Annotated in this window: 12 protein-coding genes; 4 read left to right on the top strand and 8 right to left on the bottom strand. The window is 55.9% G+C overall.

The genetic code is table 11. From position 1 onward, the window contains the following. Positions 1 to 4 precede the first annotated feature (4 nt). Positions 5 to 730 carry a Tle-like phospholipase domain-containing protein gene (locus tag BW956_RS02485; protein ID WP_076460538.1) on the top strand — a complete coding sequence of 242 codons (726 nt, stop codon included), beginning with the start codon at positions 5 to 7 and terminating at the stop codon, positions 728 to 730. Continuing rightward, positions 721 to 1416 (top strand): hypothetical protein, encoded by a 696-nt coding sequence (locus BW956_RS02480; protein WP_076460536.1) that lies wholly within the window; start codon positions 721 to 723, stop codon positions 1414 to 1416. The genes BW956_RS02485 and BW956_RS02480 overlap by 10 nt, the downstream gene beginning before the upstream one ends. A gap of 125 nt (positions 1417 to 1541) precedes the next feature. Here BW956_RS02480 and BW956_RS02475 read toward each other — a convergent pair whose 3' ends face one another. The 8 genes from BW956_RS02475 to BW956_RS02440 all read right to left on the bottom strand — a co-directional run bounded on the left by BW956_RS02475 (position 1542) and on the right by BW956_RS02440 (position 13037). Next, positions 1542 to 2657 (bottom strand): class II histone deacetylase, encoded by a 1116-nt coding sequence (locus tag BW956_RS02475; RefSeq protein ID WP_076460535.1) that lies wholly within the window; start codon positions 2655 to 2657, stop codon positions 1542 to 1544. Beyond that, complete coding sequence (locus tag BW956_RS02470; RefSeq protein ID WP_076460533.1) at positions 2650 to 3822, bottom strand: MFS transporter; 1173 nt, start codon at positions 3820 to 3822, stop codon at positions 2650 to 2652. The genes BW956_RS02475 and BW956_RS02470 overlap by 8 nt, the downstream gene beginning before the upstream one ends. Positions 3823 to 3833: 11 nt before the next feature. Then, complete coding sequence (locus BW956_RS02465) at positions 3834 to 4724, bottom strand: transporter (protein ID WP_076460532.1); 891 nt, start codon at positions 4722 to 4724, stop codon at positions 3834 to 3836. Positions 4725 to 4821: 97 nt separating this feature from the next. Then, positions 4822 to 5814, bottom strand: a complete 993-nt coding sequence (locus tag BW956_RS02460) for a helix-turn-helix transcriptional regulator (protein ID WP_010324140.1) — start codon at positions 5812 to 5814, stop codon at positions 4822 to 4824. A gap of 223 nt (positions 5815 to 6037) precedes the next feature. Continuing rightward, positions 6038 to 7294 (bottom strand): NAD(P)/FAD-dependent oxidoreductase, encoded by a 1257-nt coding sequence (locus tag BW956_RS02455; protein WP_076460530.1) that lies wholly within the window; start codon positions 7292 to 7294, stop codon positions 6038 to 6040. A gap of 331 nt (positions 7295 to 7625) precedes the next feature. After that, the gene (locus tag BW956_RS02450) at positions 7626 to 9656 is read right to left on the bottom strand and encodes an oxidoreductase (protein WP_076460528.1); all 2031 of its coding nucleotides are present in this window, start codon (positions 9654 to 9656) and stop codon (positions 7626 to 7628) included. 199 nt (positions 9657 to 9855) lie between these two features. Then, entirely contained in the window at positions 9856 to 10392 is a 537-nt protein-coding gene (locus tag BW956_RS02445) for an NTP transferase domain-containing protein (RefSeq protein WP_076460526.1), read from the bottom strand. Next, positions 10389 to 13037: a nitrate reductase gene (locus BW956_RS02440; protein ID WP_076460524.1), complete on the bottom strand. Its 2649-nt coding sequence runs from the start codon at positions 13035 to 13037 to the stop codon at positions 10389 to 10391. Before BW956_RS02440 ends, BW956_RS02445 begins: the two co-directional genes overlap by 4 nt. A gap of 84 nt (positions 13038 to 13121) precedes the next feature. On the opposite strand from BW956_RS02440, the gene BW956_RS22175 reads away from it, so the two are divergent. Further along, on the top strand, positions 13122 to 13460 hold the full coding sequence (locus tag BW956_RS22175) for a hypothetical protein (protein WP_139327108.1): 339 nt from the start codon (positions 13122 to 13124) through the stop codon (positions 13458 to 13460). Between the two features lie 62 nt (positions 13461 to 13522). Beyond that, the gene (locus BW956_RS02435) at positions 13523 to 14905 is read left to right on the top strand and encodes a CmpA/NrtA family ABC transporter substrate-binding protein (RefSeq protein WP_076461286.1); all 1383 of its coding nucleotides are present in this window, start codon (positions 13523 to 13525) and stop codon (positions 14903 to 14905) included. Positions 14906 to 14919 lie beyond the last annotated feature (14 nt).

The raw sequence follows: 14919 nt of genomic DNA, 5'->3' as shown, positions 1-14919 counted from the left end.
AAAGATGCCTTCCGTTCTTGAACTTGCTGAAATTTGCAATGCTTCCTATGACTCTCAGCCTGTAGTAGAAGGCTGGGAAACACTAACACCTATTTATAATTTCCCACGAAGTGGTTTTTTTGGGGCCGTTTTAAGAAAAGATAACGATTATGTCATGGTTTTTAGAGGGACAGATGATAAAACACATGATGTGGTTAGCGATACAACATTAGCTTTAGGTTACACACCCCAGCAATATTATACTGCTAAGAAATCTCTATTGATGTTTTTAAGCAATTTTGCTACTACTTCATCAAACTTGATGTTAACGGGGCATTCATTAGGAGGCGGTTTGGCGTCATTGGTTTCTGCACGAGGGCATAATCTCCCTGTTGTAACCTTCAACTCACCAGGGATGTTTCGAGCCGCTACTAATTCAGGTTTCACTCCTTTGTCTGGTCCTTATAACTATATTACTAATAAAAATGGCATAAGAAGTTATGTTAATGAGTTTAAAAAAGTATTACATATTAGAAGTGAAGGAGACCTGGTTTCAGTAGGCACTGGTAGAAAAATTATAAATAATAACATATCACTGGCTAATCCAATTTGTCCAAACCCTAAAGGCTGGAATATGGTCTCCATAGCTGCTCAGTCATTCGCTCAAGCTCTTTGCGCGCATAGTATGGAAAATATGGTAACCATAATTAAGAATATTCCGGAATTTAGTGAGGATATTTCATGGGTATGAAAAAGAACATAATCGTTTTTTTATTTTTCTTTGTTTCTGGCTGTAGTGATTATGCAGCTTCTTCTATTGAAGATGAGTATGCATTTGTTTATTCAGATGATTTTACAAAGGTTTTTGAAATGGATTCAGCTGAATCAGTGGATCTGCCAGAAGGAGTAAATGCACTAAGATCCTATAAAGCTAAATATGCTCATGGTGAATCATTCAATCTTCAAATTTATTTGGACGAGAGAGTAAATATTAAGCTTGATAAGAGTGAAAAAACTTTTATTGTTTATGATAACGCATTGAACGGTTTTTTACGATTTTCAGATAAAGCAGGTTTTTTGGATAAGTCGATTGAAGATAAGTTCTTCAATCAAGAGAAAAAGCAAAGCGATGAATATGGTTATTTGGTTATTTCTTATGCGGAAGATTTGATCGTGGCTGGAGGAATTACACGTTATACAAAGAAGTTGATCCCGAGTTACACATTGATCGAGGTGATGCTCCCTGGTCCTGATGTAGAAGCGGTGTATCTGTACACAGGCGATACACCACTAACTGAATATGGAGAAATAATGGACTTAACCAATAAGCTTGCAGAGACAGGTGATCTCTCAGCAGAAGGCTATTTGAAGGTCCCATTACCCGAGGAAATCCAGACGTTCTATATGAACAACTGTGGTGACCTTTGCCCACCTTAATACGCATAGAATAAAAAACACTTCGTTCGTCAGGTTGAGGTTTTATCCAACCTGACGAACGAAATGAAACTCGGTAGTAGTTTCCTACCGACTGCGTCAATTAGCCGGGGGGAAGGTGCTCACCCTCAGTCTTTAAAGCCCAGATATTTCGCCTGTTCCTCCAGCAAGCTGAATTGCAACTCGGGTTGAACACCCTTGGGCTGCTGCAGCTTGATGAAGTCCAGCAGCGGGTCTTCCACTTCTGTACGAACCCCGGAGAGGGCTTCAATGGCCGCCAGGCCACAGAAGGGAACATAGCCTTCGGAGTAGCCGCCTTCGTGGGCCAGCACCAGGCGTCCATCACACAACTCCTCGGCCAGGGCTTTGGTCTTTTCAGTCATCTGGCGGAAGGTGTCGCTGTGGGCCAGCATACGTGCAAGCGGGTCAATACCGTTGGCGTCGTAGCCGCAGGCCACTATGATCAGCTGAGGTTTGTACTGGCGCAAAGCCGGTGCAACCAGTTCGTCAAAGGCATGCATGTAAGCCTCATGGCCGCTGCCCGGCAGGAGCGGGATATTCAGGTTACAGCCTTCGCCAGCCCCTTCACCGCGGTCTTCGGCACCCGAATAGCCCGGCGGGAAACAACCTTCCTGGTGGATGGAGATACTCAGCACATCCGGGCGATCATAGTAGACCGCCTGAGTGCCGTTGCCGTGGTGGACATCCCAGTCGATGACAGCAACACGCTCCAGGTTGAACATCGCCTTGGCGCGCTCAATGGCCACCGGGATATTGGCCAGAAAGCAGAAGCCCATGGCCTGGTCCGGCAGGCAGTGATGGCCCGGCGGGCGGGACAGGGCATAAGCGTTATCGGCTTCGCCTCGCATCACTTTTTCGACGGCAGCACAGACCAGTCCCGCCGACTTGAGGGCGATTTCGAAGGTGCCGGGGCCAACAGGGGCGTTGTCACCAAAAGGGCCGCCGCCGTTGTCGCTCAATGCCTTGAATCGTTCCAGGTAAGTCTGGGGATGGACGCGCAGCAGATCCTCCTGAGTAGCAACGGGGGCACTGGAGACCTGCAGCGACTGGCTCAGGCCTGACACATCCAGCAGGTTTTTCAGGCGCCGCTTGGTTTCCGGTGATTCGGCATGACCCGCTGCAGAAGGCGGCTGAATCCAGCCACCGACGGGCAGAATTTCCACATGGCTGCCGGCTGAGTGCCAGAAGCAGTGCTCATCAAACAGAAAGGCTGTGTTAGACATGTTCAGGTTCTCCAAGGGTTTGTTCGGTTTTACTTTGCAACAGCAGAATCAGTACAAGGGACAGGAAGGCCAGCAGGGCCGAACCCAGTAACACGGCCTGAAATCCGTGAAATTCTTCAATCATGCGGCCGGCGATGAGAGGGCCCAGAGCCAGGCCGCCGCCAATCACCAGATTGACCAGGCTCATCAGCTGTCCATTGCGGTCGATGCTGGCGAGGCTGGCCAAAATGAAGGGCAGGGCGAAGGTCCAGGCATATTTGAAGCCCAGTGCCGCCAGAGTGAAGCGCGTTTCGTCCGGCGAGCCGGTCAACAGCAGAATGCCGGCGATCATCACGGCATAACCGCCAACCAGCAGCAAACGAAAGCGCTTGCGACCACCCAGAAGCGTGGCGCTGAGGGCGCCAGCTATGCCCAGCAGCGAGGCCATTGCCAGCACATTGCCACTCACTTGTGCGTCGATATTGATGCTTTCTGCCAAGGCCCCAAGGAATGTCCAGACGCCATTCAGGCTGATATAGAACAGCAGGACTGCAAGCAGACCCACAAGCGCAGGCAGGGACAGGCGCGCTGTTGTGTCCGCTTTTGCCGTGTCAGTACTCTGCTGCTTGTTGGCAGGCAGATAGCGGATCAGCGGCAGGCACAGCAGCATCAGTACCGCGAGCACGGCAAAGAAGACAGCAATTCCATAGTGGGCAAACAGGCTGGGCAGCAGGGTCAGGCCAAGGGCTCCGAGTACCAGCTGTCCCATCACCCAGAAACCATAGATGCGGTCAGATTTGGGCAGCATGGATGCGGTGCCCATACACAGAATCATCAGGGAGCCGCCACCCAGGCCACTGAGCACACGCAGCGGAATCAAAGTGGAAGCCGAGTCGGCCAGCATCGAGCCTAGATTCGCTACAATGAAGACCGATGCAGCCAGTGTGCCGGCCAGACGCCAGTTAACGCGGGAAAGCCAATAACAGGCGGGTAGGCTGGCGAGACTCATGGCGCCTAATTCAGCAGTAAACAGCGAGCCGATGGCAGCCGGACCCAGCTGTAATTCGGCACCCAGCTGTCCGGCCACTACGGGAGCCATCATCAGCAGTGCCGGGGCGACTGCTGCTATCAGGGTCAGCGCCAGAATGGTCTTGCGATTGTCGGTGGAGGTATGAACGCTTGTCATCTCAGAGCCTCCTAGTAGACGTGGGCGAATCGCAGCATGAACTGGCTGCTGTCGAAGGTGTTTTCAGAGTCGACGTTGTCCGCATAGGTGAACATCACCTGATTGCGAACATCGAGCCAGTGACCGACTTCAAATCCCACCTGGGTATATTCCTGGCGTGAGTTATCGATTCTGGTGCCACCGATCTCCAGCTCACCGCCCTGGGCGTGATAAAGACGCAAAGCGCCATAGGTGGAGGGGGTGAAATCGTAGGACGCAAAGGCCTGGAGGCGGTAAAGCGGGTCCTGTGACTGGGTTTGTCCGTAGTAATCGTCGTTGTTGCCGTACAGCTGGGCTTCCAGAGAGCCTTCCAGCGTCCATTTGTCGCTGACACCGCGGGTGTAGTTGAGCAGGAAGGTGGCGCCCCAACGGTTGGCGCCGGCGGATACATCTGCTGCATGACCGTCGTAGTCACCGATGGGCACCGTCAGCAGTGACAACAAACCGCTGTACTCACGCTGCTCGGGGTTATTGAGCAGGAACAGGGTGCCGCCGATCTGGGCATCGCCCAGGCCGGAGTCACTCATGCTTTGGGTTGCGCCGGGAAGCTTCGCCTTGACGCGAGCTCCGGACAGGATGACCTGAGGTGTACACAGGGTGCCGCAGATGTCGGTAAACCAGATGTGACGATAGGCCACCGCCTGCACATTCAGTTCGGCATCCTTGAAGGTTCCCGTTTCGGAGTCGTACTGGCTGGCTTGGGTGTTGGGCAGGTACAGGACGCCAAGTTGAGTGCCTGATGGCGCACTGTAAAAATCCTTGGCGTTGGTATCGGCGGCCTGTACGCCCGTGCTCAAAGGCAGGGTTGCCGCCAGAGTGGCACCGATCAGGCTGTTTTTCAGCAAGTCTCGTTTTGTTTTCATTGTTGTTTTCCCGGGTTGTTATCAGGGCGAGTGGGGGCCTCAGATCAGCTCTGATAGTTAAAAAACAGGGTGGGGTGTTGCGGGTTGGGTTAGCGGTTTATATGGGTTTGCTGTTGGGCAGGTCGTGTAACAGGCGGCTAATGTCGGCTTTGCTGTTGATGCCCAGCTTCATATAGATGGAGCGCAGGTAGTAGCGAACGGTATTGGGGGAGATGCCGATTTCGCGGGCAATTTCCTTGTAGGTGCGGCCCTGGCCAAAGCGGACGGCGACATCCTGCTCCCGTGCTGACAGTTGTTCAATCGGGTATAGCGGGCGTGCTATCAACAGGAAGTTCTGGCCACGTGCCTGGCAATCAATGGCCAGTGCCTGGCCGTGATAGCCATCAAGGGTTGGCGCAAACGGGAGTTGAGGGCCGCGCCAGTCAGGCCACTCGGTCAGCAATAGGTCGACCAGTCCAGGCTCCGAACTTTGCAGTACTCCGTTTGCATCCGAGACGGCCAGCGACATGGGGTTTTCGGTTTTGGATTCCATGACTGCATGGACGTTTCGGATCTGGTTAATAGATGCCGCTGATAACAAGTGCGGCATCAGTGACTGCATCAAGGTCAGTTCCATCGCAGAAAAGGCCGGGTCATCACTGCCACGATAGAGGCTCAGGTGATTGATGAAGCCGGTAATGTCGTCGCGGGAAATGGTGCACATCAGTTCTGAAAATGCGTATTTATGTGCCAGCCACTTGAGGCCTTCCGAGATATCAGGCTGGTCCATGGTCAGCACGACAGGTTTGCCGGGTTCCTTGAATACCCGTTCTACCGTGTCATCCTGTTTGCGAATGCTTTTCCAGTCTTCAAAGTAGTCTGGCGGTAACCCCAGCAAAAAGAAGCTTTGCAGAAGCTCGGGCTCGTCAGAAGAGGGTGTGCCGCGTCCCCACCAGGCCGACTGGAAAGGGATGAGGGACTGGATACATTCCAGCATTGTTTGCAGAAAACGCTCCAGCGGTTCCTCGCGGGCCAGGCGGTAAATCTCCAGCAATGTATGGCTGAACTGACTCAACAACTCGGCATCGTCGATACGGGTGTGGGTTGGCATTGGGCTGGCCTCGATTATGTTTTTCTTCTGTGGGGGCGTGACCTTTATCTCAGACTAGCCGCTTTAATGCGTGGGCAATACCCTGCAAATGCACGGGGCTTGAGGAGAAGATTTCGGCAAGGGATACAAAAGGGTGCAATAAGCGAAGGCTGTTTGATCTCTCGACCTAAAACAGTGCGTTTCAAGGCCGAGAGAATAAGTCCAGAGTGTTCGGGGAAGGGGGTTAGAAGCGCTCAACCCGATAAGGGGTCATATCGATTTCGGGTCTTTCCCCATCCATCATCTGACTGATCAGCTTTCCGGTCACAGGGCCCAGCGTGAAGCCCTGATGGCCATGGCCGCAGGCCAACCAGAGCCCGGGGTGTTTGCGGGAGGGGCCAATGATGGGTTTCATATCCGGCAAGCAGGGGCGGCTGCCCATCCAGGGTTGGGCGTCGATACGCTCGCCCAGTGAGAAAAAGGTTCTTGCCTTGGCTTCGGCGTCATTCAGCTGTTCATAGCGTGGCGGAGCCTGGTGTCGGGTCAACTCGGCACCGGAGGTGAGCCGGATACCCGCCTGCATGGGCGCAAGCAGGTAGCCGTTCTCTGAATCGATGATCCAGTGTTTGAGCCCGGTCCCGTTTTGGCTTGCCCCTTCCGCTCCGGCGAAGTGCATGTGATAACCACGCTTGATGATCAAGGGAATGGAAATCCCCAGGTTGGTTAGCCAGTCCGCAGACCAGGGCCCCATGGCCATGACAACCTGTTCAGCCTCCAACGTTTCGCCTTGTACCAGTGCTCGCCAGCCCGAACCCTGCGGGTTGAGTGATTGCAGTTCAGCTTCTACCAACCGCCCGCCACTGCCCCGGAACGCTCGGGCATAGGCGGCAACCAGATCGCCCGGTGATACTGCGCCCCAGGGCTGGGTCCAGTGAATGGCACCTGGGGTGTTGATATGAATGCCGGGCTGTTCACGTGCCAGCGCATCGGCATCGAGCATTCGGGTTTCAATACCGAATTCGCGAGCGGCTTTCTCTGCCTGTTTAAGCTCGCGCTTAAAGGCACTGGCGGTACGAAATACATCGATGTATCCCGTTTCGCGGATCAGATGTTCGGCTCCAGCGGCCTGGATCATCTCAGCATGGGTGTCCAGCGACTGCTCCACCAGAGCAGCGTAACTGGGCACTACGCCGGAATAACGTCCAGGCGCTGAATGATGCCAGTATTGGAGCAGAGGGCCGGCTGTGTGCATAAGGCCGCCCAGTCGATAACGGATGTCTGTTTCCCGGTTGGGCAGCACGCGCAACAGTGTTTTCAGATCACGAGGAAAAGCGTAGGGATAGACGGCTTCACGCTGAATCAGGCCTGCATTGCCAAAAGATGTTTCGCGCCCCGGCTGGCGACGATCAACCAGCGTAACCTGATGACCTCTTTGCTGCAGATGCCAGGCTACAGAAACGCCGACCATGCCAGCGCCCAGAACCAGAATCTCACGTGCCATATATCAATCCACTCCTTGTTGGGCTTGTGCGTGTCTTGCTGTCCGGTGTTATCCAGACATTGGTGCTGCATTATTGAAGAAAGACGATGCTGGAAGACTGATACACGAAGCTGCTGGATCTGACAAATCAGACGGTCGTTTGGGTGGCCGATAGGACGCATGCAGATAAATTCGGGGCGAGAAAACGAAAGTTACGCACAGCGGCAAAAGCAGCGGGTGTGAATGGGAAATAGTGTGGCCTGAAAGAGCATGGTTTTGAGTAATAAGACCCGTGTAACCAAAAAGGGGAGCCTCTGGCAGGCTCCCCTTGGGTATTCGTGGTTGATGCGGTTTACAGAGCTTTGGCCAGTTCCAGCGCCTCGGCAAAGGCGATCTTGGCATCCATGCCGCGGGCTTCGCGAGCCGCTCCCACACGGTGGACGTTGATGCCAGCACCTTCCAGCTCTTCAGCCAGGTCGGCTCGCGGGCGCTGGCCGGCACAGACAATCACGGTATCCACATCGAGTACATGCTGTTCGTCACGGTGTTCAAGGCTGATGCGGTTGCTCTCGACCTGATTGAAGGTCACGCCACCCAGCATTTTAACGTTGCGCTTCTTCAGCACTTCACGGTGAATCCAGCCAGTGGTTTTGCTCAGCTCGGCGCCTACTTTGATATCACGGACTTCCAGCAGGTGGATTTCGCGATCAACGGATGGCATGGGCTGGGGAGCCACCAGGCCGCCGCGTACTTCAAAGTTCTGATCCACACCCCATTCGGCCATGAAGCCATCCTTACCCTGATGCACATGTTCATCAGATTCGGTGAGGAATTCCGCAACATCAAAGCCGATGGGGCCGGCACCGATAATGGCAACGCGTTTGCCAACCGGTTTGCCGTGCTCAAGAACGTCCAGGTAATCCAGGTACTGGGCATTTTCGATGCCCGGAATCGGCGGCGTCCAGGGGCGCACACCAGTGGCCACAACCACATCGTCAAAACCGGCTTCCAGCAGCTGGTCTTTATTAACAGTCTGCCCCAGACGGACTTCTACGCCAGCATTCTCGAAACGTTTCTCGTAGTAACGCAGGGTTTCGTAGAACTCTTCCTTGCCCGGGATGCGGGCGGCCAGTTCGAACTCGCCACCCAGCGTAGTGCGGGATTCAAACAGGGTGACCTGATGACCACGTTCCGCAGCTACTGCCGCGACCATCATGCCAGCGGGGCCTGCACCTACGACGGCAATACGGCGGCCGCTGCTTGCCGGCTCCACGCCCGGCTCAGATTCTCGGCAGGCAACCGGGTTGACTAGACAGGTGGTCAGCTTGCCTTCGAATACATGGTCCAGACAGCCCTGGTTACAGCCGATACAGGTGTTGATTTCATCACCACGTCCCTCGGCGGATTTATTCACAAAGTCCGGGTCGGCCAGGAAGGGGCGTGCCATGGAGATCATGTCGGCCTGACCGGAGGCAACAATCTGTTCACCCACTTCCGGCGTGTTGATGCGGTTACAGGTGATCACCGGTACCTTGAGTTCGGTGCGGATTTTGGCGGTGACGCCGGCAAAAGCGGCACGGGGTACGCTGGAGGCGATGGTCGGGACACGTGCCTCGTGCCAGCCGATACCAGTGTTGATGATGGTGACGCCGGCCTGCTCAATCGCCTTGGCCAGCGTCAGTACCTCATCCCAGGTGCTGCCATCTTCGACCAGGTCGAGCATCGACAGGCGGTAGATGATGATGAACTCTTCGCCCACACGCTCACGCACGCGGCGCACGATTTCGGTGGGGAAACGCATACGGTTTTCGTAGCTGCCGCCCCAGCGGTCGGTACGCTTGTTGGTACGCTGGACCAGGAACTGGTTAATCAGGTATCCCTCGGAGCCCATGACTTCAACGCCGTCGTAGCCGGCTTCTTTCGCCAGCGCTGCAGCGGTTACGTAATCTTCGATCTGCTGCTCGACTTCTGCATCGGTCAGCTCTTTCGGACAGAAGCGGGTGATGGGTGACTGGATAGCGGAAGGCGCGACTGACGCGGGTGTCATGGCGTAGCGACCGGCGTGCAGCAGCTGCATACAGATCTTGCCACCTGCAGCATGCACGGCCTCCGTGATGATGCGGTGGTGTGGCACTTCCTTGGCATCATCCATTTGCGCTGCGCCATGGAATACAACACCCGCAGCGTTGGGGGAAATACCACCGGTTACGATCAGGCCTACACCGCCGGCTGCACGGGCGGCATAGAAGCTGGCCAGCTTTTCAAAGCCCTGAGGAATCTCTTCAAGATTGGTATGCATGGACCCCATCAGGACGCGGTTTTTCAGCGTGGTAAATCCCAGGTCCAGGGGTGCCAAAAGATTCGGGTAGCGATGTGCGGTCATGGAAGAACCTCTCAGGGCAAAGTAAGCCGTTATTCGTTTATTGTTGGAATGATCTTTACAGTGTCAAGTTGAGTTCAAGTTATAGCATCAACTTGACGACGTCAAGTTATGTTCCGGTCACGATGTCAGCAGCATTCCGAGAGACCGGAATTGAGGACAAGAGAAAGGGGCTATATCAACAGGCAGGGAAACGGTCGGCTCAGGTGTTCAGGTTAAGCAGAACATCCTGGCGTAACTTGATACCGACCGACTTCACCTGTTGCAGCACACGAATCATCTGGCGTTCGCCGGCAGCCACACGGCGCACAAGCTGTGGCACGAGCGGTTCCGGGATCAGGGCGTGAAGTGGGTGCTCACGTCCTGCCGAGATGAAGTAGATCCAGTGCTCAGGGTATTGCTCAGCGGCTTCAAGCAGCAGGTTGATATGATCGGCGCGAATGCCCGGCGTATCGCAGGGCAGGATCAGAAACTGATCGCCCGGCAGCTCCGGAAGCAGCTGAGACAGAGCCACGAGGGCACCTGGAAAGTCCGGTTCGGGTTCGCTGAGCAGCGGCAGTCCGAACCGCTCGTATTGGTCGTGGTTACGATTGCAGTTCAGATAGAGCTGGTCACAGTGAGGCCGCAGGGCTTCGATGGAATATTGCACGCGCGGAAGCCCCTCATGGAGCATCAACCCCTTGTCGGCACCATCCACACGTTCGCCACGACCTCCCGAGAGGACCAGACCTGTAATCATGCACTCTTCTCCACGTGATGCACTTTGACCAGTTCCTTCAACTCCGGCACACAGGAGCCGCAGTTGGTTCCGCACTTGAGCTGCTCACCCAGCGCCTGAGCTGAATCCGCACCCTCGATAATGGCGCTAATGATGTCCGGCTCGCGTACCTGAAAACAGCTGCAGATTACAGCCCCTGTGGCTTGCTCGCCGGGGGCTTTTGCATCCAGCAGCTGGCGCCGGGTATCCAGATCGACTTCCACATCGAAGCAGGTATCCAGCCACGCCAAGTCAGGCAATTCAGCATTGGGTTCAACCAGTAATATCCAGTCTAGACGATTGTTTTGAATTCCGGCGGCACGAAAGCGCTGATGGGCTTGATCGTCCAGCCAAAGACTGGGGGCACCCAGGTGGGATTCACACCAGTCCCGCCAGTTCTCCACCGCTTCGGTGTCGGCCAGTCGATAGCTGGTGCAGTGGTTGAGGGGAACCCGTGTCCACCAGTGATCCTCAATGCTGCGCTCCTCACGGACCAGCAGTCGGGCTTCCCAGCACATGTGAAGAGGCTTAAGGGTTGCGCGTCCCTGCTTGGATTCGGGCTGGCCGGAAAAGGGGTCGACTTCGGGGGCGAACAGGCTGCCGCTGATACCGGTTTGAGTGAATTGGCGGGTCCAGTGCATGGGGATAAATACTTCGCCCGGGCGCTGCTGGTCGGTGATGCGGATACGGCCCCGGTAACGGCCCAGCTCATTTTGCAGTTCGGCCAGTTGCAGGTGTTCTACCTGGAACCGACGCGCATCGTCCGGGTGAATTTCAATAAAGGGCTCGGCGTGGTGCTGCAACAGGCGGGCGGCACGACCGGTTCGGGTCATGGTGTGCCACTGGTCGCGGATACGGCCGGAGTTGACGATCAGTGGGTACTCACTGCTGGGCTGTTGTTTGGGCGCCTGAGGTGTGACAGGTAACAGTCGTGCCCTGTTGTTTGGGGTGAAAAAGTGGCCGTCGGCAAACAGCCGAGGCGTACCTTCGGGGGCCTGCTCGTTTACGGGCCACTGGATCGGCTTGAGACTGTCATAGGCAAGGTCACTGAGTTCTGCCATGCCGCTGATATCGAAACCACGGGTACGGTTGTTCTCGAAGCCGGACAGGCGCGCATGTTCTCGGAATATCGCGGCGGGGGAGGCGTAATCAAAGGCCTCCCGGTAGCCCATTCGTTTGGCCAGCTCGCAAATGATCCACCAGTCGTGCTGTGCATCTCCAGGGGGAGGCACCAGGCCACGCTGGCGCGAAATACGGCGCTCGGAATTGGTAACGGTGCCGTTCTTCTCGCTCCAGCCGCTGGCGGGCAAGACGATATCGGCCAGTTCCAGCGTGTCGGTGTTCGCCATGCATTCGGATACGATGACCAGTTCGCACTTCTCCAGTGCGCGGCGAACGCGGTTGGCGTCGGGCAGGCTAACCAGCGGGTTGGTGGCCATGATCCAGACAGCCTTGATCTCGCCACGCTCGATAGCCTCGAACAGATCCACCGCCTTGTAGCCTTCACGGGTGGCCATATTCGGCGCCTGCCAGAACCGGCCGACGCGCTCAACAAATGCGGATTGGCTGAAATCCATGTGTGCAGCCAGCTGGTTGGCCAGTCCGCCCACCTCACGGCCTCCCATGGCGTTGGGTTGGCCGGTCAGCGAGAAGGGGCCCATGCCGGGGCGCCCCAGTCGGCCAGTGGCCAGGTGGCAGTTGATGATGCTGTTGACCTTATCGGTGCCGCTGCTGGACTGGTTGATGCCCTGTGAGAAGAAAGTAAGTGTTCGCTCAGTGGTGCAGAACCAGTCCACCAGCTGCTCCAGGTCGGCCAGAGGCACATCCGCCTTGCGTGCAACCTCAGCCAGGTCGCCAGCGCTCGTCTGGGCGGCACTCAAGGCAGCATCAAAGCCTTCCGTATGGGCATCGATGTATTCAGCATCCAGGGCATTGCGCTCTGCCAGTGCGGCCAGAATGGCGTTAAAGATCAGTGCATCAGTGCCGGGCTTCAATGCCAGATGCAGATCAGCCAGATCGGCCGTGGCTGTTCGGCGAGGGTCGATCAACACGACCTTGATATCAGGATTGGCGTTTTTGGCGGCGACCATACGCTGATACAGGATGGGGTGGTTCCAGGCGGCGTTGGAACCGACCAGCACCATCAGCTCGGCATGGTCGATGTCCCCATAGCTGCAGGGCTGGAGATCGCCACCGAAGGCGCGCTTGTAGCCCACGACGGTGGACGACATGCACAGCCGTGAATTGGTATCCACGTGTGCCGAGCCGATAAAGCCCTTCATCAGCTTGTTGGCGACATAATAGTCTTCGGTTAATAACTGGCCGGACAGGTACATGGCTACCGACTCGGGGCCGTGCGCCGCGATGATCCCTTCCAGACGTGTGGCCAGGGTGTCCAGCGTCGTATTCCAGCTGTGCTCACGCCCATCCACCCGCGGCTTGAGCAGCCGGCCTTCCATCGCGGTGGTTTCATGAAGCGCGCTGCCTTTTACGCATAGCCTGCCCTGATTGGCTGGATGATCTTCATCGCCGCTGACCGCGATGATGCGCTGGCCATCATGAGTGGTGTTTACGCCGCAACCGACGCCACAGTAGGGGCAGGTGGTCTGGTTCTTCAGGGTCGCCATGGAGCACTCCAGTTCAAACGCACAAACAAAAACGCCCGGTCTCCCCATCCTTGTATAAAGAGGGAGTACCGGGCGTCGTTGCCGATGTTGTTTTTTGTCATTGGTATTTGTACTGCAAAAGCGGTGCCAGCAGCAGGGGGTGTGTTTACAGGACTAAGTCATTGGTTTGCACCAGCGAGCCAGAAGCGTAAAGAGAAAGTGTGCTCGATTTTGGGGCGCTCTGCCTTTTTGCAGTGCGGTATCTACCGGCCTGGGCAGGAGCCGAAAAGGGAAAAGCGGCAAAACATGCTGATTTTTCAGGTTTTTCAGATGTTGGCACGTCACCTGCTTTATCACTGGCAAATCGGTACTGCTCAGGCGGTGCCATCACATATCAGTTTTTACACTGACGGCAAGGGCGCCGTTCCATCAACGGAGATTTGATCTCCGCACGATGGGGCGGCGCCCTTTTTGCATTTGGCTTTTTGTATTTGGAGAGCGAGACCATGCTGAAACAACCGGGATCATTCAAGCGACTGCTGCTGGCGGCATCCATCGCCGTCACCACACTGACTGCCCAGACAGCTGTACAGGCTGAAGTGGGCTATCCGGAAAAGGAGGAGCTGAAATTCGGCTTCATCAAGCTCACCGACATGGCGCCGCTGGCGATCGCCTACGAGAAACAGTACTTCGAGGATGAAGGCCTGTACGTACAGCTGGAAGCCCAGGCCAACTGGAAAGTGCTTCTGGACCGAGTGATTGACGGCCAGTTGGACGGTGCACACATGCTGGCCGGCCAGCCCTTGGGTGCCACTATCGGCTACGGTACTGAAGCACACATCGTCACCGCGTTCAGCATGGACTTGAACGGTAACGGCATCACCGTTTCCAACGATATCTGGGAGCAGATGAAGGAACACATTCCTGTCGGTGAAGACGGCAAGCCGGTACACCCGATCAAGGCCGACTATCTCAAGCCGGTGGTGGACAAGTACCGTGCCGAAGGCAAACCGTTCAACATGGGCATGGTGTTCCCGGTTTCCACCCACAACTATGAACTGCGCTACTGGCTTGCTGCCGGTGGCATCCATCCGGGCTATTACGCGCCGCACAAGGGCGATACCAGCGGTCAGCAGCAGGCCGATGCGCTGCTGTCGGTAACCCCGCCGCCGCAGATGCCGGCCACACTGGAAGCGGGCACCATCTATGGCTACTGCGTGGGTGAACCCTGGAACCAGCAGGCAGTGTTCAAGGGCATCGGCGTGCCGGTAATCACCGACTACGAGATCTGGAAGGACAACCCGGAAAAGGTGTTCGGTGTGTCCAAAGCCTGGGCGGATCAGTACCCCAACACGCATATTCGTGTGGTCAAGGCGATGATCCGTGCCGCCAAATGGCTGGATGAAAACAATAACGCCAACCGTCCGGAAGCGGTGGATATCCTGTCGCGTCCTGAATATGTGGGGGCCGATGCCGAGGTTATCGCCAACTCCATGACCGGTACCTTTGAGTACGAGAAGGGCGACAAGCGCGAAGTGCCTGACTTCAACGTCTTCTTCCGTCATCACGCCACTTACCCCTACTACTCCGACGCCATCTGGTACCTAACCCAGATGCGCCGCTGGGGCCAGATTTCCGAGCAGAAGCCTGACAGCTGGTACATGGATGTGGCCAAGAAAGTATACCGCCCGGATGTGTACCGTATTGCCGCCGAGGAGTTGATTGCAGAAGGCAAGATGGCTGCCAGCGACTTCCCGGACTTTGCCAGCGAAGACGGCTTCAAGGCACCGCAGACCCAGTTTATCGACGGTGTGACCTATGACGGTACCAAGCCGAACGAGTATCTGCAGAAGTTCGACATCGGCCTGAAAGGCGCTGACCAAATCTGATGGCTGCGGGCTCC

The organism is Marinobacterium stanieri (assembly GCF_900155945.1).
Classification (GTDB): Bacteria; Pseudomonadota; Gammaproteobacteria; order Pseudomonadales; family Balneatricaceae; genus Marinobacterium; species Marinobacterium stanieri.
This window is presented reverse-complemented; position numbering and strand designations above follow the sequence as displayed.